The organism is Pseudomonas sp. 05T35, from assembly GCF_056396605.1.
The window spans coordinates 1-26,468 of the sequence record NZ_JBFTLU010000003.1; the positions used below are offsets into that span (position 1 = coordinate 1).

The following is a 26,468-nucleotide window of genomic DNA, read 5'->3' on the forward strand; positions in this document are numbered from 1 at the left end:
GGCGGCGATGCCCAGACCCATCGGCAACGGGCGCGCTATACCGTCAGCCGGATATTCTGGTTTTTTGTCCGGTTCATGGCCCGCACAGGTGTGCTGACCTACGACATCCAGGGCGCGGAAAAGCTCGGGCGCCCGGGGCAGATGATCATCGCCAATCATCCCTCGTTGATCGATGTCGTATTCCTGATCGGCCTGGTGCCCCACACCAACTGCGTGGTCAAGAAAAGCCTCTGGGAAAACCCCTTTACCCGTGGCCCGTTACGTCGCACCGAATACATCAGCAACGATGGCAGTATGGAGATGCTCGACGCCGCTGCCGACGCACTGAAAAGCGACCAGACCCTGATCATTTTTCCCGAAGGTACTCGCACCCAACCCGGCCAATCACCGGCCTTTCATCGGGGCGCCGCGGCAATCGCGCTGCGCGGTGCGAGAATCGTCACCCCGGTGATCATCAAGGTCAGCCCCACGACCCTGACCAAGGCCGAGCCTTGGTATCGGATCCCCAAACGTCGCGTGCACTTCAGTTTCCGTGTCGGGGCCGATATAGACCCACAGGCCTTCGCGGCGCTGGGCCCTGCACCGCAGGCCTCGCGCAAGCTCAACGATTATTTTCACCATTACTTTATTAAGGAGCTCGCCGAAGATGAGCGATCTGAAGCTTGAGATAAAACTGCTGATCATTGACGCCCTTGGCCTCGAAGACATCGGTGTGCAGGACATCGGCGACGAGCAGACGCTATTTGGCGAAGGGCTGGGCCTGGACTCGGTCGACGCGCTGGAGCTCGGCCTGGCGATCCAGAAAAAGTACGGCATCAAAATCGACGCCGATGCCAATGACACCCGTGGTCACTTCACCAACGTGGCGAGCCTTGCGGCGTTCGTCACTGCAAAACAGGCAGCTTGAGACCGGACCATGCAAACTCGTGACGACATCTTCAACACCCTGCGTGATGCCCTGGTCGAACTCTTTGAGCTGGAACCCGAACGCGTGACCCTGGACGCCAACCTGTATCAGGACCTGGAAATCGACAGCATTGATGCCGTCGACCTGATCGATCACATCAAACGCCAGACCGGCAAGAAAATTGCCGCTGAAGAGTTCAAGTCGGTGCGTACCGTCGGCGACGTGGTCGAGGCGGTCTACCGTCTGGTTCAACCGGCCGCATGAGCCGACTGATCGGCCTCGGTCTGCTGCTGGCGGGCCTGCTGTACCCCTTTGCGGTGTATTTCGGCATGGAACATTTTGCCCCGTGGCAGTTCGGTCTGTTGCTGGGTGGATTGTGGCTGGCCCGTGCGCTGCTGGGCAAACGGCGCCCTGGTAGCCTCTGGATGGCGGTGGTTGCCATTGCGTTTTGCCTGCTGCTGGCGCTGTTCGACAGCCCTGTGTTGTTGCGCTGGTACCCGGTGCTGATGAGCGGTTTCATGCTGGCGCTGTTTGGCCTGAGCCTGAAGTTCGGGCAACCGATGATCGAGCGGCTGGCGCGTTTGCGCGAACCGCATCTGCCGGACAAGGCCATTGTTTATACCCGCCAGGTGACGATCGCCTGGAGTGTGTTTTTCCTCTGTAACGGTTTGCTCGCTGCTGCCCTGACCCTTTGGGCGCCGCTGAGTTGGTGGATGTTGTACACCGGCCTGATCTCCTACGGGTTAATGGGTTTGCTGTTTGCCATTGAATGGCTCATACGACAACGGGTACGAGGCCACCCATGAATTGGATAAAACTTGAGCAATTGTTGCTCAAGGCACTACCTGCGCGCGCTGTCACGACGGATCCGGCGCTCAATCACGCCGACCTGTGCGACCAGGCCCTGCGCCTCGCCGCCGGCCTGCAAGCACAAGGTGTAACGCGCATCGCCGTGCACCTGGAAGACGCCGCGCAACTTGCGATTGCCCTGCTCGGCGCCTGGCGTGCCGGGGTTAGCGTGCTGCTRCCCGCCGATCTGCAACCCCAGACCCGTCTGCGCTGGTCGACGGAGGTCGACCTGTGGCTGACTGATGTGGCAGACGACGCACAGCTGACTGACTTCCAGCAGACGCCGCTGGCTGCCGCCGAACTGGATCTCGATCACTGCCACCTGAGCCTGTGCACGTCCGGCTCCAGCGGCGAACCCAAGCGCATCGAGAAAACCCTGCGGCAACTGGCCAATGAAGTTCAGGCACTGGAGCACTTGTGGGGCACGGACCTGGGCAGCGCCTGCATCATCGGCAGCGTCGGCACGCAGCACATCTATGGATTGCTGTTTCGGGTGCTGTGGCCACTGTGCGCCGGGCGTCCGTTCGTACGCCGGCAATTGGCGTTCCCGGAAGACTTGCAGCGCGCCAGCCGCGAACACCCGGCCTTCGCCTGGGTTGCCAGCCCGGCGCTGCTCAAGCGCATGGGCGACAACCTCGACTGGCCGGCCTTGAGCGCAGTCCGCCGAGTGTTTTCCTCCGGTGGCGCATTACCGGCCGAGGCGGCGCAACGCTTGCACGAACGACTGCAACAATGGCCGACAGAGATTCTCGGCAGCTCGGAAACCGGTGGCATTGCCTGGCGTCAGGGCGACGATCTCTGGCARCCCTTTGCCGATGTCGTGCTCAGCCAGGACCGTGACGGGGCCCTGCTCATCGCCTCGCCGTACTTGCCGGTCGACCACGTTGAACACACCGCCGATGCCGCGCGCATCGCCGCCGACGGTCGTTTCGAACTGCTCGGACGGCTGGACCGGATCGTCAAGCTGGAAGAAAAACGTATCTCGCTGCCCATGCTGGAACAGGCATTGATGGCCCACGACTGGGTCGCCGAAGCGCGCCTCGGCGTGGTTCAGGAAAACCGCGCCTCGCTGGGTGCCTTGCTGGTGTTGAGCGAACAAGGCCTGCATGCGTTGCGCAACCAAGGCCGGCGTACGCTGACCCAGGAACTGCGTCAGCACTTGAGCCAACATTGCGAAACCCTGGCCCTGCCGCGCCGCTGGCGGTTGCTGCGTCAACTGCCGCTGAACGCCCAGGGCAAACTGCCGCAAGCCGACGTTGAAGCCCTGCTGCTGGCGCCCCGCCCAAAGGCGCCACACGTATTGGAACAGGTCGAAGCCGACGGCGAGTGGAGCCTGCAACTGGCAGTGCCGCCGGACCTTGCCTACTTCAGCGGCCACTTCCCGCAAACGCCTGTATTGCCGGGCGTGGTGCAAGTCGAATGGGCGCTGAACCTGGGTCGGCAACTGATGGAGCTGCCGATAAAGTTTGCCGGCATGGAAGTGCTGAAGTTCCAGCAACTGGTGCGCCCCGGCGACGAAATCCAACTGCACCTGCGCTTCGACCCATTGCGCAGCAAATTGTATTTCGCCTATCGCAATGAGACGGCTACCTGCTCCAGTGGACGAATACTCCTGGAGAGCGCCTGTGGATAACTCGATAATCCCCGTAGCAGCTGCCGAAGGCTGCGTTCGAGCGCGCAGCGCTCGCAGTTTGGTGACTTCAATACACCTGGAAAACCGCGATCACCCGTTTGGCGACCGCTTCGCGGCCGAACGCAGGCTTCGCCAGCTGCTACAAGTTCGGGAGAGCTACCCAGATGCATAACCCCTGTGCCGTGATCCCGGTCTACAACCACGAAGCCGCCGTCACTAACGTGGTCGACGCGCTGCTCGCCAACCATCTGCCGTGCATTCTGGTGGATGACGCCAGCAGTCCGGCCTGTGCCGCAGTGCTTGAACAACTGGCCCAGCGCGACCAGGTTTTCCTGATCAAGCTCGCCGTCAATCAGGGCAAGGGCGGCGCGGTCATGAGCGGGTTTCGCGAAGCTTCGCGCCTGGGCTTCAGTCATGCCTTGCAGGTGGACGCCGATGGTCAGCACGACTTGAGTGACGTTCGGACCTTCATCGAGCAGTCACGCGCCCATCCCGACGCACTGATCTGCGGCTACCCGCTGTACGACGCCAGTGTGCCGAAGGGCCGTTTGTATGCCCGCTACCTGACGCACGTGATGGTCTGGATCAACACCCTTTCGTTGCAGATTCGCGACTCCATGTGCGGTTTTCGCCTCTACCCGTTGCCGCCGACGCTGGCGCTGATCAATTCGGTGAAGATCGGCAATCGCATGGACTTCGACACTGACATCATTGTGCGCCTGGCCTGGCGCAATCTGCCGATGCACTGGCTGCACACCAAGGTTCACTACCCCCAGGATGGCGTCTCGCATTTTCGGCTGTTTCGCGACAATGTGCTGATTACGGGCATGCACACCCGCCTGTTCTTCGGCATGCTGTTACGGGCGCCGGTCATTCTTTGGCGACGGTGGCGAACATGAGCATCAATGCAGACAACGAGCACTGGGCCGACCACAAGGAACGCGGCAGTTTCTGGCTGATGAAATTCACCGCATTCTGCGCAAAAGTGCTCGGACGTCGGATGTTGAGCCCGCTGCTGTACGGCATCGTCTTGTACTTTTTCCTGTTCGGTCGCAGCGCCCGCCATAGCGCCTGGCAATACCAGCAGCGCTTGGCCGACTGGAGCGGCCGCAGCGAATTGCGCCCGTCTCATTGGCGGGTGTTTGGCCAGTTCATGGCCTTCGCCGACTCCATGCTCGACAAGCTCGACGTGTGGAACGGCAAGTTGAGCATCGAACAGATCGAAATCATCGACCCGGCGCTGTTGCGCAATCAATTGCGCGGCACACGCGGGCAGATGCTGGTGGGCGCTCACCTGGGCAACCTCGAAGTCTGCCGAGCCCTCGCCGAACTCGGTGAAAGGGTCACCATGAACGTGCTGGTGCACACCAAGCACGCCGAGCGTTTCAATCGCCTGCTGGGCGAAGCGGGCGCGACCAATCTGCGGCTGATCCAGGTCAGCGAACTGGACCCGGTGATCATGCTGCAACTGAGCCAGCGCCTGGAGCGTGGCGAGTGGCTGGCGATTGCCGGCGATCGCGTGCCGCTGCACGGCGGGCGCAGCGTGACGGTGGACTTCCTCGGTCATCCGGCCGCGTTCCCCCAAGGTCCGTGGCTACTGGCCGGCCTGTTGAAGTGCCCGGTCAATTTTCTGATGTGCCTGAAAAAACCAGCGGGCGACTATCGGCTGATCATCGAGCCCTTCGCCGACGCGGTGGTGTGGAAGCGCAGCGACCGCGAGCAAGTGATTCACCACTGGGCCACGCGCTATGCCGAACGCCTCGGCCAGTGCTGCCTTGAAGCGCCCCAACAATGGTTCAACTTTTACCCATTCTGGAAGACCGATGACGACGCATCCGCTTGAGCCGGTAACCTTCGGCGAACTCCCTTTGCGCATCGAAGACGTGCTGGCCCTGGCCAACCGTCAGGCGCCCGTGCAACTGCAAAACGACAGCGAATACCGTGAGCGCATCGCCAAGGGCGCGCGGTTTCTCGATTCGTTGCTGGACAAGGAAGGCGTGATCTACGGCGTGACCACCGGTTACGGCGATTCCTGCGTGGTCGCGGTGCCGCTGCATCATGTCGAAGCGCTGCCGCGTCATCTGTACACCTTCCACGGGTGCGGCCTGGGCAAACTGCTCGACGCCCAGGCTACCCGCGCGGTGCTTGCGGCGCGTTTGCAGTCGCTGTGCCACGGCGTGTCCGGGGTTCGCATCGAGCTGCTGGAGCGCCTGCATGCCTTCCTCGAACACGACATTCTGCCGCTGATCCCGGAAGAGGGTTCGGTGGGCGCCAGCGGCGATCTGACACCGCTGTCGTACGTCGCCGCGACCTTGTCCGGCGAGCGCGAAGTGCTGTTCAAGGGCGAGCGCCGGCAGGCCGCCGACGTCCACCGCGAACTCGGATGGGAGCCGCTGGTACTGCGGCCCAAGGAAGCGCTGGCGCTGATGAACGGCACGGCGGTAATGACCGGCCTCGCCTGCCTGGCCTACGCCCGTGCCGACTACCTGCTGCAACTGGCGACGCGCATCACTGCGCTGAACGTGGTTGCCCTGCAAGGTAACCCGGAGCACTTCGACGAGCGTCTGTTCGCCACCAAGCCGCACCCGGGCCAGATGCAAGTGGCCGCGTGGTTGCGCAAGGATCTGGCAATCGACGCACCGACCGCACCGCTGCATCGCCTGCAAGACCGCTATTCGCTGCGTTGCGCGCCGCATGTGCTCGGTGTGTTGGCCGACAGCCTGAACTGGCTGCGTTCGTTCATCGAGATCGAACTCAACAGCGCCAACGACAACCCGATCATCGACGCCGAAGCCGAACGCGTGCTGCACGGCGGGCACTTCTACGGCGGGCACATCGCCTTCGCCATGGACAGCCTGAAAAACCTCGTGGCCAACGTTGCCGACCTGCTCGACCGTCAGCTCGCGCTGTTGGTGGACGAACGCTACAACCACGGTTTGCCAAGCAACCTGTCGGGCGCCAGCGCCGAGCGCGCGATGCTCAACCATGGCTTTAAAGCGGTGCAGATCGGCACCAGCGCCTGGACCGCCGAAGCGTTGAAAAACACCATGCCGGCCAGCGTGTTCTCACGCTCCACCGAATGCCACAACCAGGACAAAGTGAGCATGGGCACCATCGCTGCCCGTGATGCGATCCGCGTACTGGAGCTGACCGAACAGGTTGCCGCTGCGACCCTGTTGGCAGCCAATCAAGGCGTCTGGTTGCGCAGCCAGGCAGAAGACGCCCGGCCATTGCCGCCGGCGCTGGCGGCGATGCACGCAGAGCTCGCCAAGGACTTCGCGCCGGTCATTGAAGACCGCGCCCTGGAAGGTGAATTGCGCCTGTGTCTGCAACGCATCGCCGAACAACACTGGAGGCTGCATGCGTAGCAAGGGAGTGCTTCACGCCGATACGCAAATCCTTGTGCCGTTCTTCGACGTCGATTCGATGAACGTGGTCTGGCACGGCCATTACGTGAAGTACCTGGAAGTCGCCCGCTGTGCCCTGCTCGACCAGCTCGGCCACAACTACACCGCCATGCAGGAATCCGGCTACGCGTGGCCGGTGATCGACCTGCAACTGCGTTATGTGCGCGGCGCGGTGTTCGGCCAGACGCTTAACGTGCGCGCCAGCCTGGTGGAATGGGAAAACCGTCTGAAGATCAGCTACCTGATCAGCGACCTCGCCACCGGTGAACGCCTGACCCGCGCAAGCTCGGTGCAGGTCGCCGTGCACGTCGCCAGCCGCGAGATGCAACTGGCGTCGCCGAAGGTGTTTACCGATGCGGTCGAGAGGATGTTGCCATGAAGTTCTGGATGCTGACGCGACGCCTTCGTAGCAGCTGCCGCCAGGCTGCGTTCGGCCGCGAAGCGGTCGTAAAACCTGAAACCGCGATCTTGCAGGAAAACCGGGTAGCCCGGATTACGACCGCTACGCGGCCGAACGCAGGCTTCGCCAGCTGCTACGCGATTGTCGCGAGCCTCATGTTGCTCGGCTTCTCATCGCTGGCGAACGCCTTCGACCTGCAACAGCTGAGCGACCAACTGGCCAAACCCAGCGTGATCCACGGCAGTTTCATTCAGGAAAAACACCTGCGTGCCCTGCCGCAACCGCTGACCAGCAAGGGCTCGTTCGTGCTGGCCAGGGATCACGGCTTGCTGTGGTTGCTCAAAACGCCGCTGCAACAGGATTACCGGATCAGCACCAAGGGCATCGCACGGCGTGACGGCAGTGGCTGGCAAATGCTGCCGGGCAAAAGTGCTGGCGCCGAGCAGAACCGCATCTTCCTCGCGGTACTGCAAGGCGACAGCAGCGGGCTGCAGCGGGATTTCGAGTTATCGCTGAGCGGCGAAGCACACAACTGGAAACTCACACTGACCCCGCGTTCGATGCTGCTCAAGCAAGTGTTCAATCAGATCAACATCGACGGCGGTGAACTGGTGCAGCGCATCGAATTGCTGGAAACCCAGGGCGACAGCACCGTTTTGCGCATGCAGGACACTACCAGCGCCAACCCATTGACCGATGCGGAGCAACATGACTTTGCCGAGTGAACGGAGGCTTCCACGGCTATTTCTGACCCTGCTGCTGGCGGTGCTTGCACTCGCCGGCTGGCAATGGCACGACGGCGCACCGCTGTCGGCCAACCTGATGGATCTGGTACCGGGCACCGCGCCGGACGCGCTGGAGCTCAAGGCCGAACAGCGCATGCAGGAACCGCTGAACCGCGAAATGCTGGTGCTGGTTGGCCACACCGATCGCCCGCAAGCCATCGCCATGACGCAAAAACTCGGCGAACAGTGGCTGGCCAGCGGACTGTTCGAGAAGGTCCAATGGAACCTGCAAGCCGACTTGCCCGCGTTGCGCACGCAGTTGCTGCAAGGTCGGTTGGCGATGCTCTCGGCCACCGATCGGCAACAGTTGATCGAACAACCGCAAGCCTTCATCCAGCAGCGCGTGCAAGCGCTGTTCGACCCCTTTACCGGTTTCAGCCTGGTGCCGAGCCAGGATGACTGGCTGGGCCTGACCGGACGCATTCAAAACAGCCAGCCGCAGCACGGTTCAGTGCAACTGGACATTGGCAGCGGCACATTGGTCGCCGACGCCGACGGCAAAAGCTGGGTCATGCTGCGAGCCCGCACCAGCGGCAACGCGTTCGACATGCAACTGCCGCTGAAGGTCGCCGAGCTGCTCAAGCACAGCCGCGAAGAAGCGGCGCAGGCCGACGTGCAACTACTCGCCGCCAGCGGCCTGCTGTACGCCGCCAACGGTCAGCAGCAAGCGACCCGCGAAATTACCTGGGTCGGCGGTGGCGCAACCGTCGGCATCCTGTTGCTGCTGTTGCTGGCATTTCGCAGATTCCGCGTGTTGCTGGCCTTCATCCCTGTATTGGTCGGCATGCTGTTTGGTGCGGTGGCCTGCGTCGCACTGTTTGGCCATATGCACGTGATGACCCTGGTGCTCGGATCGAGCCTGATCGGCGTCGCGGTCGACTACCCGCTGCATTACCTGTCCAAGAGCTGGAGCCTGAAACCCTGGCACAGCTGGCCCGCACTGCGCGTGACTTTGCCGGGGCTGACCCTGAGCCTGGCCACCAGTTGCATCGGTTATCTGGCACTGGCCTGGACACCGTTCCCGGCGCTGACCCAGATAGCCGTGTTCTCTGCCGCCGGTCTGCTCGGCGCCTACCTGTCGGCGGTGTGCTTGTTGCCGGCGCTGCTCAAGGGTGCGGACCTGCGACCCGCGCAGTGGCCGCTGCGGGTGGCCGAGTTTTTGGTGAACATGCGTGCAGCGCTGCTCAAACGCGTGCGCAGTTCGGTCCTGCTGATGTTGGTCCTGGTCTTTTGTGCGGGTGGCCTGTGGCACCTGACCACGAAAAACGACATCCGTCAGTGGGTCAGTGCGCCGCCGCAATTGATGAACGAAGCGCAGACCATTGCGCGGATCACCGGCTATCAACCCACCAGCCAGTTCTTCCTGGTGCGCGCGGCCAACCAGCAGCAACTGCTCGAGCGCCAGAAAGCCCTCAGCGACCGACTGGATCAGTTGGTCAATCTGGACAAGCTCAAAGGCTACCTGGCGCTGAGCCAACTGGTCAGCCTGCCTTCCGAGCAGCAACAGGTTCGCGACGCCCTGAATAAACTCCCGGCATTCTGGCAACCGTTGCTCGACCTCGGCATCCCGGCCACCGCACTGCAAGCCGAACTGACGCAGTTGCAGGCCTTGCCGGTCGAAGACATCGACGCAGCGCTGGTCGGGCCCTTGGCCGAGCCGTGGCRCCCGCTGTGGCTGGGCGCTACGGATGGCGGCGTGGCGGCGATGGTCAGCCTGCAAGGCTTGAACGATACCGCGCTGCTGCGGGTGCAAGCGCTGGACTTGCCGGGTGTGCAGTTGGTGGATCGTCTGGACGACCTGAACAAGGTCTTCGCCGCCACCCAGATCAGCGCGGCTGAACTGAAACTGATGTCCTGCGCATTGATCGTGTTGCTGCTGATTCTGCCCTTCGGTTTTGGCGGCGCCCTGCGGCTCGTCGCGCTGCCATTACTGGCGGCCCTGTGCAGCCTGGCCAGCCTCGGTTGGCTGGGGCAGCCGCTGACACTGTTCAGCGTGTTCGGGTTGCTGCTGGTGACAGCGATCAGTGTCGATTACGCGATCCTCATGCGCGAGCAAATCGGCGGTGCCRCCGTGAGCCTGTTAGGCACGCTGCTGGCGGCGGCGACGACGTGGCTGTCGTTTGGTCTGCTGGCGATTTCCAGCACCCCGGCGGTGAGCAACTTCGGCCTTTCGGTGAGCCTCGGGCTGGCCTTCAGCTTCATCCTCGCGCCGTGGGCCAAACCTTCGGCGCACGCCGCGCCCGTTGCGGAGCCGGCAGCATGATGACCGTGCTGTTCTGGCTGCTGGCCTTGGCGCTGTTCGCCGTGGCGACTCGCGTCGGGCGTCATTTTGGCTTGATCCCGATTGTCAGCCAGTTGCTGCTGGCGACCTTCGGCCTGCCGCTGTTGATGTATTTCTGGATTGAACCGTACTGGCAGTTAAACGGTGCCGAACTGGTCTCGCCGGACTGGCTGAAAAACCTCTACAGCCTGAGTTTCGCGCTGTTGCTGGGGCATATTCTCAGCGACGTTATCGACCTGAAGCTGGACCGCCAGAGCCTGAAAATCGCCTTCCCGAGTTTCTGCATTCCGTTCGCCTGTGGCCTGGCAACAGCCATTTGGTTGCTGCCGGATCAGCCATGGTTGAGCTCGCTGGCGGTCGGCCTGTTGTTCGCGATCACGGCGATTCCGGTGCTGTATCTGTACCTGCGGCACATCAACTATCCACCCGCCGCAATCCGCCGACTGGTGCAAACCGCCATCCTCATCGACCTGACCTGCTGGAGCCTGTTCGCCTTCGCCCAAGGCAGCCTGCACCTGAGCAGCCTGTTGCTGCCGCTGGCCGGCGCCTGCCTGCCGTTGCTGCTGCGTGTGCTCGGGTTACGCCAGCCGCTGCTGCACAGCCTGGGCTTCTTCGCGCTGCTGGTGGTAGCGGAACACTTCAAACTCAATGCGCTGATTTTCGGCATCGGTTATCTGTTGTGCATGGCTGCCCTCAAACTACCGCTGGTGCTACCGTTACCGGCAGCCTGGCTGAGTCGCTTGCAGAACAGCATTGCAATCCCGCTGATCCTGACCTTCGGCATTGTGCAGATCAACGTGCACAGCGCCATGGACAGCCTCAGCTGGATGCAGCTCGGTGCGCTGCTGGTGTTTCCTATCGCCAGCAAACTGCTGGGTAACTGGGTCGGCCTCGGTTGGGCCGGAACATCGTTTGTCGGCGCCAACCGCTGGCGCGAAAGTCTGCTGTTGAACATTCGCGGCTTGAGCGAGATCGTCTTTCTCAATCTGCTGCTGCAACAACAGCTGATCAGTCCCGCGCTGTATTTCGCGCTGATGCTGATGGGTTTGATCGCAACACTGCTGCCGGCACTCGCCGGTGTGCACCGCCTCCCCTCACAGCTCGCCGCCCCGGCAAGGAGCACCAGTGCCAACAGTTGATACGGAACGACGCCAGGTCATCGTTATCGGTGCCGGCCCATCGGGCGCCATCGCCGCCGCGCTGCTCAAGCGTAACGGCCATGACGTGCTGATCATTGAACGTCAGCACTTCCCACGGTTTTCGATCGGCGAAAGCCTGCTCTCGCACTGCCTGGATTTCGTCGAAGAAGCCGGCATGCTCGAAGCGGTACAAGCCGCCGGCTTCCAGCTGAAAAACGGCGCGGCTTTCGCCTGGGGCGAGCGCTACAGTACGTTCGATTTCGGCGACACCTTCAGCAACGGCAAGCCGACCACCTTCCAGGTCCAGCGCGCTGATTTCGACAAACTGCTGGCCGATCAGGCAGCGCTGCAAGGGGTGGAAATCCGTTACGGCGAGACGATCATCAGTGCCGACTTCGAGCGGGCGAAACCCCAGCTCAGCGCTCGCCGTGAAGACGGCAGCGAATACCGCCTGGAAGCCGACTTCGTGCTCGATGCCAGCGGTTACGGCCGCGTCTTGCCGCGTTTGCTCGACCTTGAAGCACCGTCGAACTTCCCGCTGCGCCAGGCCGTGTTCACCCACATCGAAGACCACATCGACGGCCCGCACTTCGACCGTGAAAAGATCCTCATCACCACCCACCCGACCCAGCGCGACATCTGGTTCTGGACCATCCCGTTCAGCCAGGGTCGCTGCTCGGTGGGCGTGGTTGCCGCCGCCGAACACTTCGAAGGCCGCGGCGACGATCTCGACGAATGCCTGCGTGGCTTCATCGCCGAAACCCCAAGCTTGGCCAAAGTGCTGAAAAACGCCCACTGGGACACACCCGCGCGGACCATCGGCGGCTACTCGGCCAACGTCAAAACCTTGCACGGCCCGGGCTTCGCCTTGCTCGGCAACGCCGCAGAATTCCTCGATCCGGTGTTTTCCTCCGGCGTGACCATCGCCATGCGTTCGGCGAGCATGGCCGCCGGCGTTCTRCATCGCCAACTGCAAGGCGAAACCGTGGACTGGCAACGCGAGTTTGCCGTGCCACTGAAGCGCGGTGTCGATACCTTCCGCTGCTACGTCGAAGGCTGGTACGCCGGGACCTTCCAGGATGTGATCTACCACCCCGGCAGCGCTCCGGAGATCCGCCGCATGATCAGCGCGATCCTCGCCGGTTATGCCTGGGACGAACGCAACCCATTCGTCAGCGAGCCCAAGCGCCGGTTGCGCATGCTCTCGGAGATTTGTGCGAGTGATGCAACGTGAGTGACACCGAACAACAGTACCTCAGCGACAGTTACGTCGAAGAAACCCGCTTCGGGTTCTGGTTCCTGCGCAGCTTCACCTGGCAGCACCACGTGCTGCGGGTAGCAATCAACGACCTGCACAGCTTGTTCAGCGAAGCACTGCCGAGCCGTCCAGTGCTGCTGGATGCCGGTTGCGGTCAGGGCAAGTCGTTCCAGTACCTGCATCAGGTGTTTGCCCCGCAACGGCTGATCGGCCTCGACGCCGACCCGCACAGCCTGATGCTCAGCGGCGAAGAGGCGCAGCGCCAGAACATCAACGTCGAACTGATCGGCAGCGATTGCGCGACCCTCAAACTGCCGGACGCCAGCGTCGATTTGCTGTTCTGCCACCAGACCTTCCACCACCTGGTGGAACAGGAGCAAGCCCTCGCCGAGTTCTATCGGGTGCTCAAGCCGGGCGGCTATCTGATGTTTGCCGAGTCCACCGAAGCCTACATCGACACCTGGGTGATTCGCTGGTTGTTCCGCCACCCGATGCACGTGCAAAAGAGCGCCGACGGTTATTTGCAGATGATTCGCCAGCAGGGTTTTGAATTCGGCCCGCAAAACGTGTCCTACCCTTATCTGTGGTGGAGTCGCGCGAAGGATTTCGGTCTGCTCGAACGCTTTGGACTGCGCCGCCCAAAACCGCCTGGCCAACGGGAAGAAACCCTGGTCAACGTGGTTGCCCGTAAACCGCTCGAAGGTAAGCGCTGATGATTCGCCTCCTGCTCGTGTGCTGTGCCTTGCTGCTGAGCGCTTGCGCCAGCCAGCCGCCGCTGCCCGAGCGCAACCCGACACTGGCCTTGCCGCTGCAATTGCATGTCGAGCGGCAACGGGCCGATCAGCGCCAGGACTGGTTGCTGGTGATCCAGCGCGAAGGTGCCGGTATTCGCTGGTCGCTGATGGACCCACTGGGCATTCCGGTGGCTCGCCAGCGCCTGGTCGACAACCAGTGGCAGGCCGACGGCTTGCTGCCGCCCAACCCGGAAGCGCGCCAGTTGTTTGCAGCGTTGTTGTTCGCCCTGACACCGGAGGCCGAGTTGCTCAATAATTATCCTGCCGCCCGGCATCACGCGGCTTTACGCTCGCTGACGCCACACTGGCAGGTGCTGTATCGAAGCCCGTCGGACTTCGTGCTGACGCTGCCCGAACAGCTGAACTATCACGTTACCCCGCTGACCGCCGAGACTGCACCATGACGGCCTACCTGAACGCCCTCGGGCTGATCTGCAGCCTGGGCCGCAACAAACACGAAGTGGCCCGCAAGCTGTTTGCCGGCGACTGCTCGGGAATCCGTGTCGAGGCCGGCTGGGTGCCTGAACGTTCGCTGCCGGTGGCGGCGGTACACGGTGAGTTGCCCGCGATCCCGGCTGCACTGAAGCAGCACAACACCCGCAACAATCAGTTGCTGCTGGACGCCGCGCTGCAAATCCGCGAAGACATTGAACAGGCCATTCAGACCTATGGCCGTGGACGCATCGGCATCGTCCTGGGCACCAGCACCTCGGGCATCGACGAAGCCAGTCGCGGGATTGCCCATTACCTGCGGGACGGTCAGTTCCCGCCAGAATACGACTACCAACAACAGGAACTTGGCGCCCCGGCGAACTTCCTCGCCGACTGGCTGCAACTGAGCGGCCCGGCCTATGTGATTTCTACGGCCTGCACCTCCAGTGCCCGCGCATTGATGAGTGCTCAGCGACTGCTCGACATGGGCATGTGTGATGCGGTGCTGTGTGGCGGCGTCGACAGTCTGTGCAAACTGACCCTCAACGGTTTTTCGGCGCTGGATGCGGTATCCGAGCAGCGCTGCAATCCGTTCTCGGTCAATCGCAACGGCATCAACATCGGCGAAGCGGCGGTACTGTTCCTGATGAGCAAACACCTCGGCAGCAGCCAACCGATTGCCCTGCTGGGCAGCGGTGCCAGCTCCGACGCGCACCATATTTCCGCCCCTGAACCGAGCGGGCGCGGTGCCCTGCAAGCGATGAACAAGGCCTTGCGCAGCGCCGGTTTAGCGCCTGAGCGGATCAACTACCTGAACCTGCACGGCACCGCCACCCAACACAACGACGCCATGGAAAGCCTGGCGGTCAACAGCCTGTTCCCGGCGGGCGTGCCCTGCTCGTCAACCAAGCCCATGACCGGCCACACCCTCGGCGCGGCCGGGGCGCTGGAAGCGGCGTTCTGCTGGTTGAGCCTGAGCCGCGAAAATACCCGACACGCGCTGCCACCGCAGGTCTGGGACGGTCAGCCCGACCCGCAGCTGCCAGCGCTGAGTTTTGTGACCGCTGCTGATCGCCTGGAACAACGCACTGCACGTTGCCTGATGAGTAACTCCTTTGCCTTTGGTGGCAACAACGTCAGCCTGATTATCGGAGACGCCCAATGATTGATTGGCCTCTCGCCGAACTGCTGCCCCACGCGGGTGACATGATCCTTATCGATCACGTGCTGTCGTTCGACGAAGAACAGATTCACACCCGCCTCACCGTCAAGCCCGGTGGCCTGTTCAACCAACCCGACGGCAGTTTGCCAGCCTGGGTCGGCATCGAGCTGATGGCGCAAAGCGTGGCAGCGTACGCCGGTTGTCGCGCACGTGAGCGAGGCAATGCGGTTGAGCTTGGATTCCTGCTCGGTACGCGTAAATTTGAATGTAATGTGGAACACTTTCCGGTCGGCAGCGAACTGACGATCCACGCCCTGCGCTCGCTCGAAGACGACAACGGCATGGGCGTTTTCGAATGCCACCTGACGGCACCCGGCATTCATGCCACGGCCCGTCTGAATGTGTTCTGCCCACCTCAGTCGGCTCACTACCTACATGAATCCCACTCTTCTAGCACTACTGGAGTCCAGTCTTGACTGAATCCGTACTGGTCACCGGTTCCAGCCGTGGTATCGGCCGCGCCATCGCACTACGCCTGGCCCAGGCCGGCTTTGATCTGGTGCTGCATTGCCGAAGCGGTCGCAGCGACGCCGAAGCCGTTCAGGCCGAAATCGAAGCATTGGGTCGCCGCGCGCGCATCCTGCAATTCGACGTTTCGGATCGTGCCAGCTGCAAGGCACATCTGGAAGCCGACGTGGAAACCCACGGCGCCTATTACGGCGTGGTGCTCAACGCCGGCCTGACCCGCGACGGTGCCTTCCCGGCCCTGAGCGAGGACGACTGGGACGTGGTGATGCGCACCAACCTCGACGGTTTTTATAACGTGTTGCACCCGGTGATGATGCCGATGATTCGCCGCCGCGCCGCCGGGCGGATCGTGTGCATCACCTCGGTTTCCGGGTTGATCGGCAACCGTGGGCAGGTCAACTACAGCGCCTCCAAGGCCGGGTTGATCGGCGCCGCCAAGGCCCTGGCAATCGAACTGGGCAAACGCAAGATCACCGTCAACTGTGTTGCGCCGGGGCTGATCGACACGGCGATGCTCGACGAAAACGTCCCCGTGGAAGAGCTGCTGAAAATGATTCCCGCACAACGCATGGGCACCCCTGAAGAGGTGGCCGGCGCGGTGAACTTCCTGATGTCCGCCGAAGCGGGCTATATCACCCGGCAGGTGCTGGCCGTCAACGGAGGCCTGTGCTGATGAAACGCGTCGTTGTCACCGGCATGGCCGGCATCACCTCATTGGGCAGCGACTGGGAGACCATTCGCGCTAACTTCAAGGCCAATCGCAGTGGCATCCGCCGTATGGACGAGTGGGATCGCTTCATCGAACTGAACACGCGCCTGGCCGGGCCCATCGATGATTTCACCGTCCCGAGCCACTGGACCCGCAAGCAATTGCGCAGCATGGGCCGGGTTTCCCGGCTGGCGGTCGGCGCGGCAGAACAGGCGCTGGCCGATGCCGGCCTGCTCGGTGACGAGTCGATCAAGGACGGCCGCATGGGCGTGTCCTGCGGCTCATCCACCGGCAGCACCGAGGAGATCAAGGCGTTCGGCAAGATGCTGCTCAATTCAGTGGCTGAAGGTTTGAACGCCAATTCCTACGTGCGGATGATGCCGCACACCACAGCGGCCAATATCAGCATTTTCTTTGGCCTCACCGGGCGCTTGATCCCGACCTCCAGCGCCTGCACCAGTGGCAGCCAGGGCATCGGTTATGCCTACGAGGCGATCAAGTTCGGCCGCCTGCCGCTGATGCTCGCCGGCGGCGCCGAAGAGCTGTGCCCGACCGARGCCATGGTGTTCGACGCGCTCTACGCCACCAGCCTGAAAAACGACGCCCCGAAAACCAGCCCACGSCCTTACGACAGTGCGCGCGATGGCCTGGTGATCGGTGAAGGCGGCGGCATGCTGGTGCTCGAAGAACTCGAACACGCGCTGGCCCGTGGTGCGCATATCCACGCCGAAATCGTTGGTTTTGGCAGCAACGCCGACGGCCAGCACGCCACCCGCCCAGAGCAGATCACCATGCGTCGAGCCATGGAGCTGGCACTCGAAGACGCGGGGCTGGAGCCCTCGGCCATCGGCTACGTGAACGGCCACGGCACCGCCACCGAGCAAGGCGACATCGCGGAAACCCTGGCCACCAGCAGCCTGTTCGGCAGCCACATGCCAATCAGCTCGCAGAAGAGTTTTCTCGGTCACACCCTTGGCGCCTGCGGTGCACTGGAGTCCTGGTTCAGCATCGAAATGATGAACAGCGACGAGTACGTGCACACCTTCAACCTCGACGACATCGATCCACGCTGCGGCGAACTGGACTACCTGCGCGGCGAGTTCCGTGAGATGAGCTGCCAGTACGTGATGAACAACAACTTCGCTTTTGGCGGGGTTAATACGTCGCTGATCTTTAGGCGTTGGTCGTAACTTAAAACTTCAAGGTCAAGAACCCCCCGATACCAAGACCTATAAATGTCACGCCGAGGCGAACATGGGCGGGATTGCGTTGAGGGGGATTTGGCGAAGGCTCAGTCATTCAAGACGCGGGTTTTGCAGGAGGCTGCGTCGTATCGATGTCCCCCTCCAACGCCGTTGGGCCCTCGAACTCTGTCTGCAGTAGTGCCAAAAACGCTTCCCGAGCTGGGTGTCGACCTGCGTTTTCATGCCAGTAAAACAGGTTGTCGATACTCGTCAGATCCGGGAATTCATATCCTTGCCAACCCGCACTGTGACGGTATTGCTCATAGATCCCGCGAGGAACCAGCGAAACCCCTGCACCAGCACTGACACAGCCCACTATGGTGCCATAGCTTGCAATGCTGACGATCGGCAACACCTGATCATGGCGCAACAGCCACTGCTCCAGTGCCAACCGGTACGGACAGCCGGGGGGCCACATGAAAATTTCCTTCCCTTGCAAATCCGCCGCCTTGCGTAAAGGCCCATGGGACGCGGACGCGATGAGAATTAAATCTTCACGGTAGATCACTGCACGCTTGAGACCGGGGCGTTCAATGTTCACCGCCACGATCACCCCATCAAGCCGGTGATGCTGAATATCGTCCAGCAGTTGAGCCCAGGTGCCGGTGCTCAACTCCAGCGACACCTGCGGGTACAGCGCATGGTACTTGGCCAATAATCGGGGTAACCGTCCCGTAGCACTAGACTCAATGGCGCCAATGCGCAGGGGACCGCCAGGCGTATTGGTGGGCGCTACCGCGCGCCGGGCTTCATCAGCCAAACACAGGATTTTCGTCGCGTACTCAAGAAATACCTCCCCGGCAGGAGTGATCCGCAACCCTCGACCATCGCGGAAAAACAGCGGTGTGCCGAGCTCACGCTCCAGGGACTTGAGGCGTGCAGTGATATTGGACGGCACGCAGTGCAGCAACTCGGCGGCGCGCGCGATGCTGCCGACGTCGTGAACCGTCTTAAACATGCGCAGTTGGGACAATTCCATAGCTCACCCAAAGTGAATGCATGGGTCAGTTTAAGTCACTTGTAGTGAGGCTGCGTGTTTTTGATACTTCAATCGGCGCACGTTGCACGGATGCTATCGCGCCTTCATTTCCCCGATGAACAGGAGTTCTCATGGAGTTATCTCAGCGCAAAATCCAGTGCCTCGCCGAAAGCGTGTTCACCCATAACGCCTTGAATAACACGTTCTACCAACGATGGATGGGAGGCACACTCTCCCTCGGCGACGTTGAGGTGTTCGCCCGAAACTACCTGGCCCGTACGACGCAGACTTCTCGTATGGTTGCCCTGTCATTTGTGGGCACGGACGACTTGTACGCTCAGGTCGAAATCGTCAAAAACCTGTACTCCGAAATGGGCTACGGTAACCCGGAAAAGGCCCACCTCGCCCTGCTGGAAAGTTATCTGATCGACCTTCTCAGCCGTCTTGCAGATCGGCCATACAGCATGGACGAACTCATGGCCTTGCCTGTGCTGGAAAGTACCCACACGTTTAGTCGCGAACAATTGAGTCTTTACACCGACGGTGGCCACAACAGTAATCCGCGCCATGTGCTCGGCACATTGTTGGCTCAGGAGTGGTTGGCCTATTCGATGCTCACTCGTTTGTACGAAGGAGCGCGCAACTATAAGCACCTGTATGCCAATAACGACGACTTTCATGAACACTGCGAGTATTTCTACATCCACATCGGGGATGCGGAAAAAGAACACAAAATCCAGGCCGTGAAAGCCGCCACCCAGGAATGCACCACCGACCAGCACATAGAGGAAGTCCGCGCTTCATTCAACCGCTTCCTGGACATCACTGAGCAATACTGGAACRCAATAGCTCACGCCATGCCCAGCGTGCAAAGTCGTGTTGCTTCCAAGATGACGATTTGATGAATACAACGCCCAGCTTAAAAATCACGTTGGCGGCGATCTTTGTCATTCTTTGCTGGGCCTATTCCCCCATTGGAATCCACATCGGACTAAAGGCTTACGAGCCGGGTCATCTCGCACTGATGCGATTTCTCATCGCCTCAACGTTCATGGCCGGAGTCGCATCAGTGATGCGTATTTCCCTGCCACGCCTGAAAGACCTGCCGCTGCTGGCGGTGCTGGGCTTTTTTGCTGTCAGCCTGCATCACATAGCCCTCAACTACGGCCAACGAGGTGTTAGCGCTGGGGCCGCCAGCGTACTGGCACAATCCACGCCGCTGTTCAGCACGTTATTGGCGCATTCCGCGTTCAAGGATCGGGTCAACGGCTGGCAATGGATCTGTGTGCTGTGCGGCCTGCTCGGCGCCGCTGTGGTAGTCACCGGAGACCGTGGTTTTGGTGAACTGGACGCACACGGGCTGCTGATCCTGCTGGCGGCGTTTTCATGGAGTCTGTATTTCGCCTTGCAAAAACACCATACCCATCGTTACGACGGGCTGACGATGGTGTGTTACACCATCTGGTCGGGCACGGTACTGCTGCTTGTATATGTCCCGGGGCTGTGGAGCGCAGCGCAAAATGCCTCAACCTCGGTCAACCTGGCGGTACTCATTCTGGGCATCTTCCCCAGCGCCCTTGCGTACCTCGCCTGGGCATACGTACTGGCGCACAGCAATGTGAGCCGCGCTTCCATTTCGCTTTACCTGATACCGCCCACAGCCATGTTGATGGCCTCACTGCTTCTGAGCGAACGCCCTTCGGCCATGGTGATCGTCGGAACGGTCATTGTGCTGATGAGCGTACTCGCCCTCAATCTGGAACCATCGAAAGTCGCGGTTCCTGCCGACGAAGTTTGAACAGAGGTCGTGACCACCTATGAATGACGCAGAAAATCCGACGTTGGCCTACGAGCACCATGTGCTGATTTGCACCAACTTGCGCCCCGATGGCCGCCGTAGTTGCTCGGGCTCAGGCGCTCATGAACTGCTCAGCGCAGCAAAATGCAAGCTCGCCAAAATGGGTGAGCCAGGAACATCGCGCGCCAACGCATCGGGCTGCCTGGGCCGCTGCGACCAAGGCCCGGTCATGGTGATTTACCCAGCTAACCTGTGGTTCTCGTGCAAGACGCCACAACAGGTTGAACGCATTCTCGATCAACACCTCTTCCGTCCTGATCAGCAATTGTGACTCAGGGACCTCAGCAGGAATCCGCGTCATGACTTGGACAGATAATGACATGCGCATCGCCCAATGGATGATGGCCGAGTACCGTAAACAAGACTGTCTGCCGCAAGCTGTCGCCGTGCGGGAGATCCGCCTGATGTTCGGCGAAGCTCATGTGTACCAAAATCGCCACGGCAATTGGGCCGTGAACAAGCCGATACTCGAAGCCTTTAAAGCACTGACTGCCGAGTACGTGGTATGGAGCCGAAGCTTTCAACTATGGAGGCCAAGAACCGCACAAGATCCGGCAGACATACGCGTGAGCCGCTGAAAAGCTATCCCGACGGATACCATGCGGCGGGGTTAATACGTCGCTGATCTTTCGGCGTTGGTCGTAAGCGCCACATCAAGATCAAAAGATCGCAGTCTGCGACAGCTCCTACAAAAATCGGCGTAGGAGCTGCCGCAGGCTGCGATCTTTTCATTTCCCCCAGCAAAGAAATGACACAAACGGAAAACGGAGCACCGCATTTCGGAATCGTCCCACAGCCACAGCTTGAGCGTCCCGGTAGGGTCAATGTCCCGCAGCTAAATGCCGGGACTCCTCCAAGGACGAACAAGGACACCCATGGCTCGCAACAAGGACATACCCCAAGTCTGGAAACATGGCACTGGTGGTGGCGGTAGTGGAAACGGAGTCCGCTACCTGCGAGACATGACCCCGGCCGAGATCACTGAGCGTGACGCTAGACAAAGGTCTTACGACGACATGCTTGCCAGGCAACAGGCCTCTGAAAACAGTCTCGCCAGACTATTCGAAAAGCAGAAACGACCCAATACCAAAGGTTGTGTATTCGCCAAAAGCTGCAACCTCCCCGACGGCGTCATCAATCACAACAACCCGTCAGGGTTTGTCCCCCTCGAGAAACTGGCTAACTACGGCGTGTGGGCGGTGCTTGGCACCGGCGCAGCGATCACCGCCGAAGGGATGCCCCTGAAACTGGTCGGTGGTTCGGCAACCGGTGGCGCCATTGCCCAACGTCTCGGCGGCTCGCTCGCACTCACCCTGCTGACAGAATCTGCAGTTGTTGCAGCAGGCACAGCGGTTGGCACCGTTGCGCTACTGATGCCGAACACCAGCCTTTCTCCCGACAGCGCCTTCTACAAAAACGAACAGTACGCAACGCTGGATACCGGGCGAACCCGTGTCCGCGTCAACGTGAAGACATTGCCGGACGGATCCGTCAGCGCTTACGGCTTCTACACGGGCGGGAAGAAAGACTGGGAGTTTGTCCCGGTCATCAAAGCCATTCAGGACGGCGAAAAGTTTGTTGCCGACATCGGCAACGGGATCGGCCTGACCTGGACCCCAGCAGCGAATCCTGACGATGTACCCGGCATTCCCGCGCTGGAAGGCGCCCCGCAATTGCCGACGGTGTGGGTGTATCCGCCCACTGAGCAAGCCAACAAAGTATTGGTGAACCCGGAGCATCCGCCTGAGTACCAGGATGCGATTATCTGGTTTCCTGCGGATGCGGGGCTTGCGCCGATCTACATCGTGCTCAACGCCCGGTATGAGCCTGGTGGCGTTACGGGAGTGGGTGAGGATGTGTCGGGGGTTTGGCTTGCTGGGGCGGGTACTGGATCAGGTGCACCTATTCCAACGCGGATTGCTGATCAGTTAAGGGGACAAACGTTTAGGGACTTTGATGCTTTTAGGAAGTCATTTTGGACGGCAGTCGGAGGTGACACCGAACTGGCTAGCCAATTCAATGAAAGCAACAAAGCCCGAATGCTCGAAGGTATGGCGCCACGCGCAAAAGCCGTCGATACCGTAGGTCAACGACGATCCTTCGAACTACACCACGCAATACCCGTTTCAGAAGGTGGAGAGGTTTACGATATCGATAATCTCAGCGCCATGACCCCGAAACACCACATTGACACACACAGGAGCCCGAAATGATCAGACCTAAAAGTAGTCTTTCAGAATACACAGAGGGCGAATTTCTCGAACTGATCAAAGAGATTTGCAGCGCAGTCGGTACAGAGGCATACCAGGACGAGCTTTTAGAACGCTTCATCGAGGCGACGGGTTACGCTGCTGCATCTGACTGGATCTATTACCCAGAGAACGGCGAGGATGATTCGCCGAGAGGGGTATTGAAAGCGGTAAAGGAATGGCGTGCAGCTCAGGGCTTGCCGGGATTCAAAGGCGAGTGATCCAAAAGGACAATAGGGCGGGAATGAGGTGAAGGTGATGGCTGGACCTCGACCTTTTGTTTCGAACATCGCGCTTACTATATTAATCAAGGAACGAAAATATGACCAACAAAGCAGTCATCGTTTTTAGTGGCGGGCAAGATTCAACAACCTGCTTGATCCATGCATTGCCACACTACGATKAAATACACTGCATTACGTTTGATTATGGCCAGCGCCATCGCGCGGAAATTGAAGTGGCGCAACAGCTTTCGAAAAAGCTTGGCGTGACGGTGCATAAAGTACTGGACGTTTCATTGCTGAATGAACTGGCCATCAGCAGCTTGACCCGGGACAACATTCCAGTCCCAACCACAGACAGTTCCGGGGACGGTCTGCCAAGCACGTTCGTACCCGGCAGGAATATTCTGTTTTTAACCTTGGCGTCTATTTATGCCTATCAAGTGGGCGCTCAAACTGTAATTACAGGTGTTTGTGAAACTGATTTTTCTGGCTACCCGGATTGCCGGGATGCATTTGTAAAGGCTTTAAATAACGCCATAGAATTGGGCATGGACTATAAGTTGCGCATTGAAACGCCGCTTATGTGGTTAAACAAGGCGGAAACCTGGGCCCTTGCCGACTACCACAACCAACTGGACTTGATTCGTTACCACACACTGTCTTGCTATAACGGAATACAAGGAAGTGGCTGCGCCGACTGCGATGCTTGTAATCTTCGTGCAAAAGGATTGAATGAGTATCTGGAAAACAGAGCAGAAATCATGAACAATCTAAAAAACAAGCTAGAATTGAAATAGCTACCCTTGAGCAGGGGGATGTATTACTAACAACCATCCCCCTATCCTTATGCAGCTTGGGCTCCAGCTATGTACCTTTTAAATAATGACCTGGCGCCGTAGGCTGGCAAAACGTTAAAAACCGCGAAGCACATCTTTATAACTATCTGCACGTAAACTATATTGAGTATATCTCTGTTTTCCATAGCACCATAAAACGCGATAAAGCAAAAAAGAAAGCTGTCTATTATCACCGCAAAAAAAGTACTAAAAAACACACGTAAAAATAAAAATCTGGAATTTGTAAGCTCTTTAATTCTACATAACAAGTACGAATTCACGTATTCAGAAAAAAGAAAAGAAACAGAAGACGCTAGCAATACAGACGACACATGAGTAATGACTAAGCTATAGGACTCATCAAGCTTCCAGCCTGGCAAGCCGGGGAAATAGCTAGTAGCACTCAATAATATAATTATCAGAGCATTACTTGCAAAGGCAAATAATATGGCCTTCCTTGCGAGCTTAAGCCCATAAGACTCGTTTAACAGATCGACTATTAAAAATGTCAGTGGATATAGAAAAACACCTGGAGTGACAACAACATCAAATCGCTCCAAATAAACAAGCTTGGTTGCAGCAACATTCGTAAAAATATAAAGCACAAACAGTAGCAGATTGAGAACAACATAAGTCATCCACGACCTTTCATGACGATCTTTTATTTCATATGCAGTTAACGCAGCCCCACCGGAATAAAACTTCTTGCATATATTTTTTACTTCCATCCTATTCAAATTATCCACTATTTCACTTTTCAACAATTCACTTAACTTTACCTTAATAACCTTACCAGTAGAGATCACCATAATGACAGCAAGGCTTTTGCTATTTTCGAACCCTAACAGCTTGTACTTACTGTTTTCGATTTCAGTATCACTAACCATTAAACCTCTCCTCCATGATATCCCCAACAACACAAACGCTATCAGAATCAAAACACAACCCACTGCCTATAGATAACCTTCCCGTTGCTTTGTCGTACACCAGCTTTTCTTTATTGCTACTCGACAGCCCCTTTTTCACTATCAAGAGATCACCTGCCTCATTTACCCCACTAATTTCGTTCTCCAGAAGCACACCTATTAAATTGCAGGCCGTACCAAAATAATAGGTTAGAGGATGCGTCGTGGCCAACTCACCAATTCTTTTGTCCAGACTCTGAATCAGTAGACTCTCTCTAATCACCGGGACCGCTGCAGGGTTCATATTCCCTTGCAGAGAAACACTACTCTCTATTATTTCTTTCTCTTCAAAATCAACAGTCTCTATTTCCTTATAAGACACGCCAAAAAAATCAGATATTTTGCGAACAGTAGACTGCTGTACATTGACTACCCTCCCTTCCAGAATGTTATAGATCGTCGTTCTGGTCAAACCACTGGAATTGCACAAAGACAGCCGCGTTTCTCCGCGACTCTTCATGAGGTACTTAATGTTATTTTTCAGTTTTTCTGCCTTGTCTTTCCTGTACATTAAATATCTACCACTTGCTTATAATTGCAACAAACCACACACCCTAGCTGAATGACTACGGAGGTGAATCTTTGCGAGACCAGCGCCCTACATATTTGCCGCCCACACAAAAATAATAGTGCAAGCATACAGAACAGCCGTCAAACAATGTTTCACGCCATTACTTGTGACGCAAAGTCCTACGGATGTCGCCCACTCAAATTAGTGAATTCTCTTACATCAATTAAGAAGTGACTGACTAGCTTAATATCGGCAAAACCTAGATAGCTAGAAAGGGCGCTATTTGAACACCACCCATAACCGGTCACGCATGAATCATTTAATTACACAGATGTTCATTTATTTGATTAATAAAATTGAATTTTCTGGTAATAAATAGACCGCCCCATCAACTCACGTAAAGCTGCCAAGGGACTGGCACCTTCCTAAACCTTGCAAGGAGCTCCGTCATGAAAAAGACCACTGCCAACTCCCCGCAATCGCCCGACCGTTCGCCCGACGACACCGCCGATTTATCCAAACTCACCGAAGTCGCCGAACGCTCCGTCAGCGCCCGCCTGCGCAATCCAGGCCGCCCCGACCCCATCAGCCACGTGTTCACAATCATCCCGAATGTCGACACCGAATCCCTGCTCTGTCACGCCTGTGAAACCCTGGCCTCGCTGAACGTCATGACCACCGACTTCGCCGCCGAACTTGAAGGCTCGCACCGTAATATGGCGTTGGCGATTCAGCAGTTGGCCTTGCTGGGTGAGTTATTGGTAAACCGGGCGCTGGATAACCTGGACCCGCCCGAGGAGTTGCCTGAAGTTCCGTCCAACAGCGCCCACTGAGTGGTCGCGCTCTTTTACCGAGTGGAGGTTTTCATGGATCGATATATGCCTATCACCGGCATCGACTGCACCATCCCATCATTGCTGATCGACACCGAAGCACCGCTGGACGTGTTGCACGACACTGCGGCCTACCGCATCCGCACCGCAACCCAGCTGCTGGAGTGTTTCGCGTTCAGCGAGGGCATTCATAGTGAGCTGGCGCGGGTGCTGGTGACGTCATTGCGCGATGGCTGCGATTTGCTGGATGTCGTCGGGCGACGATTACAGGCGCAGATTTCGGCGTAAAAAAAAACAGGCGATCCCAGTGGGATCGCCTGTTTTTTATACGACAAAGGGCGCCTTTCGGCTGGATGCCAGTCAGTTAAGCCTGTTCACAATTCGTAGCAGCTGGCGAAGCCTGCGTTCGGCTGCGAAGCAGTCGTAAAATCAGACGTCACGTTTTTTCAGGTTAACCGTGGAGGCAGGATTGACGACTGCTTCGC

Annotated in this window: 31 protein-coding genes; 28 read left to right on the forward strand and 3 right to left on the reverse strand. The window is 58.8% G+C overall.

All coding sequences use genetic code 11. The annotated features are described in order from the left end of the window. The 19 genes from AC1DH9_RS00435 to AC1DH9_RS00525 form a co-directional block, all read left to right on the forward strand. Positions 1–666 (forward strand): lysophospholipid acyltransferase family protein (locus AC1DH9_RS00435; RefSeq protein ID WP_477807646.1); only part of this gene is annotated, 666 nt, incomplete at its 5' end. After that, positions 647–907 (forward strand): phosphopantetheine-binding protein, encoded by a 261-nt coding sequence (locus tag AC1DH9_RS00440; RefSeq protein ID WP_054595267.1) that lies wholly within the window; start codon positions 647–649, stop codon positions 905–907. The genes AC1DH9_RS00435 and AC1DH9_RS00440, both read left to right, overlap by 20 nt. Positions 908–916: 9 nt before the next feature. Next, entirely contained in the window at positions 917–1,171 is a 255-nt protein-coding gene (locus tag AC1DH9_RS00445) for an acyl carrier protein (RefSeq protein WP_054595266.1), read from the forward strand. Further along, the gene (locus AC1DH9_RS00450) at positions 1,168–1,713 is read left to right on the forward strand and encodes a COG4648 family protein (protein WP_427537865.1); all 546 of its coding nucleotides are present in this window, start codon (positions 1,168–1,170) and stop codon (positions 1,711–1,713) included. The genes AC1DH9_RS00445 and AC1DH9_RS00450 overlap by 4 nt, the downstream gene beginning before the upstream one ends. Continuing rightward, positions 1,710–3,389: an ApeI family dehydratase gene (locus AC1DH9_RS00455; protein WP_427537862.1), complete on the forward strand. Its 1,680-nt coding sequence runs from the start codon at positions 1,710–1,712 to the stop codon at positions 3,387–3,389. The genes AC1DH9_RS00450 and AC1DH9_RS00455 overlap by 4 nt, the downstream gene beginning before the upstream one ends. Before the next feature lie 164 nt (positions 3,390–3,553). Next, positions 3,554–4,288 carry a glycosyltransferase family 2 protein gene (locus tag AC1DH9_RS00460; RefSeq protein WP_427537859.1) on the forward strand — a complete coding sequence of 245 codons (735 nt, stop codon included), beginning with the start codon at positions 3,554–3,556 and terminating at the stop codon, positions 4,286–4,288. Next, positions 4,285–5,232: an LpxL/LpxP family acyltransferase gene (locus tag AC1DH9_RS00465; protein WP_427537856.1), complete on the forward strand. Its 948-nt coding sequence runs from the start codon at positions 4,285–4,287 to the stop codon at positions 5,230–5,232. The genes AC1DH9_RS00460 and AC1DH9_RS00465 overlap by 4 nt, the downstream gene beginning before the upstream one ends. Further along, a complete protein-coding gene (locus AC1DH9_RS00470) occupies positions 5,213–6,757 on the forward strand; it encodes an HAL/PAL/TAL family ammonia-lyase (protein WP_427537853.1) in 1,545 nt (514 codons plus the stop codon). Before AC1DH9_RS00465 ends, AC1DH9_RS00470 begins: the two co-directional genes overlap by 20 nt. Next, a complete protein-coding gene (locus tag AC1DH9_RS00475) occupies positions 6,750–7,175 on the forward strand; it encodes an acyl-CoA thioesterase (RefSeq protein WP_019691416.1) in 426 nt (141 codons plus the stop codon). The genes AC1DH9_RS00470 and AC1DH9_RS00475 overlap by 8 nt, the downstream gene beginning before the upstream one ends. 176 nt (positions 7,176–7,351) lie before the next feature. Beyond that, positions 7,352–7,921: an outer membrane lipoprotein carrier protein LolA gene (locus AC1DH9_RS00480; RefSeq protein WP_427537960.1), complete on the forward strand. Its 570-nt coding sequence runs from the start codon at positions 7,352–7,354 to the stop codon at positions 7,919–7,921. Continuing rightward, the gene (locus tag AC1DH9_RS00485; protein WP_477807647.1) at positions 7,905–10,244 is read left to right on the forward strand and encodes an MMPL family transporter; all 2,340 of its coding nucleotides are present in this window, start codon (positions 7,905–7,907) and stop codon (positions 10,242–10,244) included. The genes AC1DH9_RS00480 and AC1DH9_RS00485 overlap by 17 nt, the downstream gene beginning before the upstream one ends. Continuing rightward, positions 10,241–11,401: a sodium:proton antiporter gene (locus AC1DH9_RS00490; RefSeq protein WP_427537846.1), complete on the forward strand. Its 1,161-nt coding sequence runs from the start codon at positions 10,241–10,243 to the stop codon at positions 11,399–11,401. The genes AC1DH9_RS00485 and AC1DH9_RS00490 overlap by 4 nt, the downstream gene beginning before the upstream one ends. After that, a complete protein-coding gene (locus AC1DH9_RS00495; RefSeq protein ID WP_427537843.1) occupies positions 11,388–12,635 on the forward strand; it encodes an NAD(P)/FAD-dependent oxidoreductase in 1,248 nt (415 codons plus the stop codon). The genes AC1DH9_RS00490 and AC1DH9_RS00495 overlap by 14 nt, the downstream gene beginning before the upstream one ends. Continuing rightward, positions 12,632–13,372 (forward strand): class I SAM-dependent methyltransferase, encoded by a 741-nt coding sequence (locus AC1DH9_RS00500; protein ID WP_427537840.1) that lies wholly within the window; start codon positions 12,632–12,634, stop codon positions 13,370–13,372. Before AC1DH9_RS00495 ends, AC1DH9_RS00500 begins: the two co-directional genes overlap by 4 nt. Further along, the gene (locus tag AC1DH9_RS00505) at positions 13,372–13,857 is read left to right on the forward strand and encodes a DUF3261 domain-containing protein (protein WP_427537837.1); all 486 of its coding nucleotides are present in this window, start codon (positions 13,372–13,374) and stop codon (positions 13,855–13,857) included. Before AC1DH9_RS00500 ends, AC1DH9_RS00505 begins: the two co-directional genes overlap by 1 nt. Continuing rightward, positions 13,854–15,050 carry a beta-ketoacyl-[acyl-carrier-protein] synthase family protein gene (locus tag AC1DH9_RS00510; protein ID WP_427537834.1) on the forward strand — a complete coding sequence of 399 codons (1,197 nt, stop codon included), beginning with the start codon at positions 13,854–13,856 and terminating at the stop codon, positions 15,048–15,050. Before AC1DH9_RS00505 ends, AC1DH9_RS00510 begins: the two co-directional genes overlap by 4 nt. Continuing rightward, positions 15,047–15,523 carry a hotdog family protein gene (locus AC1DH9_RS00515; protein ID WP_427537831.1) on the forward strand — a complete coding sequence of 159 codons (477 nt, stop codon included), beginning with the start codon at positions 15,047–15,049 and terminating at the stop codon, positions 15,521–15,523. The genes AC1DH9_RS00510 and AC1DH9_RS00515 overlap by 4 nt, the downstream gene beginning before the upstream one ends. Next, positions 15,520–16,248: a 3-oxoacyl-ACP reductase FabG gene (fabG, locus tag AC1DH9_RS00520; RefSeq protein ID WP_054595253.1), complete on the forward strand. Its 729-nt coding sequence runs from the start codon at positions 15,520–15,522 to the stop codon at positions 16,246–16,248. Before AC1DH9_RS00515 ends, fabG begins: the two co-directional genes overlap by 4 nt. Continuing rightward, positions 16,248–17,474, forward strand: a complete 1,227-nt coding sequence (locus AC1DH9_RS00525; protein ID WP_427537828.1) for a beta-ketoacyl-ACP synthase — start codon at positions 16,248–16,250, stop codon at positions 17,472–17,474. The genes fabG and AC1DH9_RS00525 overlap by 1 nt, the downstream gene beginning before the upstream one ends. Positions 17,475–17,583: 109 nt before the next feature. On the opposite strand, the gene AC1DH9_RS00530 is transcribed toward AC1DH9_RS00525, so the two are convergent. Beyond that, the gene (locus tag AC1DH9_RS00530; RefSeq protein ID WP_427537826.1) at positions 17,584–18,507 is read right to left on the reverse strand and encodes a LysR family transcriptional regulator; all 924 of its coding nucleotides are present in this window, start codon (positions 18,505–18,507) and stop codon (positions 17,584–17,586) included. A 131-nt stretch (positions 18,508–18,638) separates the two neighbouring features. On the opposite strand from AC1DH9_RS00530, the gene AC1DH9_RS00535 reads away from it, so the two are divergent. From AC1DH9_RS00535 to queC, 7 genes are all read left to right on the forward strand, one after another. Then, entirely contained in the window at positions 18,639–19,409 is a 771-nt protein-coding gene (locus AC1DH9_RS00535) for an iron-containing redox enzyme family protein (RefSeq protein ID WP_477807648.1), read from the forward strand. Next, on the forward strand, positions 19,409–20,305 hold the full coding sequence (locus AC1DH9_RS00540) for a DMT family transporter (protein WP_427537820.1): 897 nt from the start codon (positions 19,409–19,411) through the stop codon (positions 20,303–20,305). The genes AC1DH9_RS00535 and AC1DH9_RS00540 overlap by 1 nt, the downstream gene beginning before the upstream one ends. 19 nt (positions 20,306–20,324) lie before the next feature. Then, the gene (locus AC1DH9_RS00545) at positions 20,325–20,636 is read left to right on the forward strand and encodes a (2Fe-2S) ferredoxin domain-containing protein (RefSeq protein ID WP_427537817.1); all 312 of its coding nucleotides are present in this window, start codon (positions 20,325–20,327) and stop codon (positions 20,634–20,636) included. A 28-nt stretch (positions 20,637–20,664) separates the two neighbouring features. After that, a complete protein-coding gene (locus tag AC1DH9_RS00550) occupies positions 20,665–20,943 on the forward strand; it encodes a DUF6953 family protein (protein WP_427537814.1) in 279 nt (92 codons plus the stop codon). Between the two features lie 297 nt (positions 20,944–21,240). Then, complete coding sequence (locus tag AC1DH9_RS00555; RefSeq protein ID WP_427537811.1) at positions 21,241–22,578, forward strand: S-type pyocin domain-containing protein; 1,338 nt, start codon at positions 21,241–21,243, stop codon at positions 22,576–22,578. After that, complete coding sequence (locus tag AC1DH9_RS00560; RefSeq protein WP_427537808.1) at positions 22,575–22,835, forward strand: bacteriocin immunity protein; 261 nt, start codon at positions 22,575–22,577, stop codon at positions 22,833–22,835. Before AC1DH9_RS00555 ends, AC1DH9_RS00560 begins: the two co-directional genes overlap by 4 nt. A gap of 101 nt (positions 22,836–22,936) precedes the next feature. Beyond that, positions 22,937–23,635, forward strand: coding sequence for a 7-cyano-7-deazaguanine synthase QueC (queC, locus tag AC1DH9_RS00565; protein ID WP_477807649.1), 699 nt, complete (start codon positions 22,937–22,939; stop codon positions 23,633–23,635). 47 nt (positions 23,636–23,682) lie between these two features. On the opposite strand, the gene AC1DH9_RS00570 is transcribed toward queC, so the two are convergent. Both AC1DH9_RS00570 and AC1DH9_RS00575 read right to left on the reverse strand, forming a co-directional pair. Continuing rightward, complete coding sequence (locus AC1DH9_RS00570; protein ID WP_427537802.1) at positions 23,683–24,561, reverse strand: queuosine precursor transporter; 879 nt, start codon at positions 24,559–24,561, stop codon at positions 23,683–23,685. Further along, a complete protein-coding gene (locus tag AC1DH9_RS00575) occupies positions 24,554–25,150 on the reverse strand; it encodes a helix-turn-helix transcriptional regulator (protein ID WP_427537799.1) in 597 nt (198 codons plus the stop codon). Before AC1DH9_RS00575 ends, AC1DH9_RS00570 begins: the two co-directional genes overlap by 8 nt. Before the next feature lie 449 nt (positions 25,151–25,599). On the opposite strand from AC1DH9_RS00575, the gene AC1DH9_RS00580 reads away from it, so the two are divergent. Together AC1DH9_RS00580 and AC1DH9_RS00585 are read left to right on the forward strand one after the other, a co-directional pair. Then, positions 25,600–25,983 (forward strand): DUF6124 family protein, encoded by a 384-nt coding sequence (locus tag AC1DH9_RS00580; protein ID WP_427529319.1) that lies wholly within the window; start codon positions 25,600–25,602, stop codon positions 25,981–25,983. A gap of 33 nt (positions 25,984–26,016) precedes the next feature. Then, positions 26,017–26,271 (forward strand): hypothetical protein, encoded by a 255-nt coding sequence (locus AC1DH9_RS00585; RefSeq protein ID WP_019691391.1) that lies wholly within the window; start codon positions 26,017–26,019, stop codon positions 26,269–26,271. Positions 26,272–26,468 lie beyond the last annotated feature (197 nt).

Bases quoted from the DNA above. Each gene is read 5' to 3' on its own strand.
- AC1DH9_RS00515 (WP_427537831.1), top strand. From the start codon at position 15,047: ATGATTGATTGGCCTCTCGCCGAACTGCTGCCCCACGCGGGTGACATG.
- AC1DH9_RS00450 (WP_427537865.1), top strand. From the start codon at position 1,168: ATGAGCCGACTGATCGGCCTCGGTCTGCTGCTGGCGGGCCTGCTGTAC.
- AC1DH9_RS00585 (WP_019691391.1), top strand. From the start codon at position 26,017: ATGGATCGATATATGCCTATCACCGGCATCGACTGCACCATCCCATCA.
- AC1DH9_RS00445 (WP_054595266.1), top strand. From the start codon at position 917: ATGCAAACTCGTGACGACATCTTCAACACCCTGCGTGATGCCCTGGTC.
- AC1DH9_RS00560 (WP_427537808.1), top strand. From the start codon at position 22,575: ATGATCAGACCTAAAAGTAGTCTTTCAGAATACACAGAGGGCGAATTT.
- AC1DH9_RS00570 (WP_427537802.1), bottom strand. From the start codon at position 24,561: ATGGTTAGTGATACTGAAATCGAAAACAGTAAGTACAAGCTGTTAGGG.
- AC1DH9_RS00530 (WP_427537826.1), bottom strand. From the start codon at position 18,507: ATGGAATTGTCCCAACTGCGCATGTTTAAGACGGTTCACGACGTCGGC.
- AC1DH9_RS00490 (WP_427537846.1), top strand. From the start codon at position 10,241: ATGATGACCGTGCTGTTCTGGCTGCTGGCCTTGGCGCTGTTCGCCGTG.
- AC1DH9_RS00470 (WP_427537853.1), top strand. From the start codon at position 5,213: ATGACGACGCATCCGCTTGAGCCGGTAACCTTCGGCGAACTCCCTTTG.
- AC1DH9_RS00575 (WP_427537799.1), bottom strand. From the start codon at position 25,150: ATGTACAGGAAAGACAAGGCAGAAAAACTGAAAAATAACATTAAGTAC.
- AC1DH9_RS00545 (WP_427537817.1), top strand. From the start codon at position 20,325: ATGAATGACGCAGAAAATCCGACGTTGGCCTACGAGCACCATGTGCTG.
- AC1DH9_RS00480 (WP_427537960.1), top strand. From the start codon at position 7,352: ATGTTGCTCGGCTTCTCATCGCTGGCGAACGCCTTCGACCTGCAACAG.
- AC1DH9_RS00505 (WP_427537837.1), top strand. From the start codon at position 13,372: ATGATTCGCCTCCTGCTCGTGTGCTGTGCCTTGCTGCTGAGCGCTTGC.
- AC1DH9_RS00475 (WP_019691416.1), top strand. From the start codon at position 6,750: ATGCGTAGCAAGGGAGTGCTTCACGCCGATACGCAAATCCTTGTGCCG.
- AC1DH9_RS00460 (WP_427537859.1), top strand. From the start codon at position 3,554: ATGCATAACCCCTGTGCCGTGATCCCGGTCTACAACCACGAAGCCGCC.
- AC1DH9_RS00540 (WP_427537820.1), top strand. From the start codon at position 19,409: ATGAATACAACGCCCAGCTTAAAAATCACGTTGGCGGCGATCTTTGTC.
- AC1DH9_RS00440 (WP_054595267.1), top strand. From the start codon at position 647: ATGAGCGATCTGAAGCTTGAGATAAAACTGCTGATCATTGACGCCCTT.
- AC1DH9_RS00580 (WP_427529319.1), top strand. From the start codon at position 25,600: ATGAAAAAGACCACTGCCAACTCCCCGCAATCGCCCGACCGTTCGCCC.
- AC1DH9_RS00465 (WP_427537856.1), top strand. From the start codon at position 4,285: ATGAGCATCAATGCAGACAACGAGCACTGGGCCGACCACAAGGAACGC.
- AC1DH9_RS00550 (WP_427537814.1), top strand. From the start codon at position 20,665: ATGACTTGGACAGATAATGACATGCGCATCGCCCAATGGATGATGGCC.
- AC1DH9_RS00555 (WP_427537811.1), top strand. From the start codon at position 21,241: ATGGCTCGCAACAAGGACATACCCCAAGTCTGGAAACATGGCACTGGT.
- AC1DH9_RS00510 (WP_427537834.1), top strand. From the start codon at position 13,854: ATGACGGCCTACCTGAACGCCCTCGGGCTGATCTGCAGCCTGGGCCGC.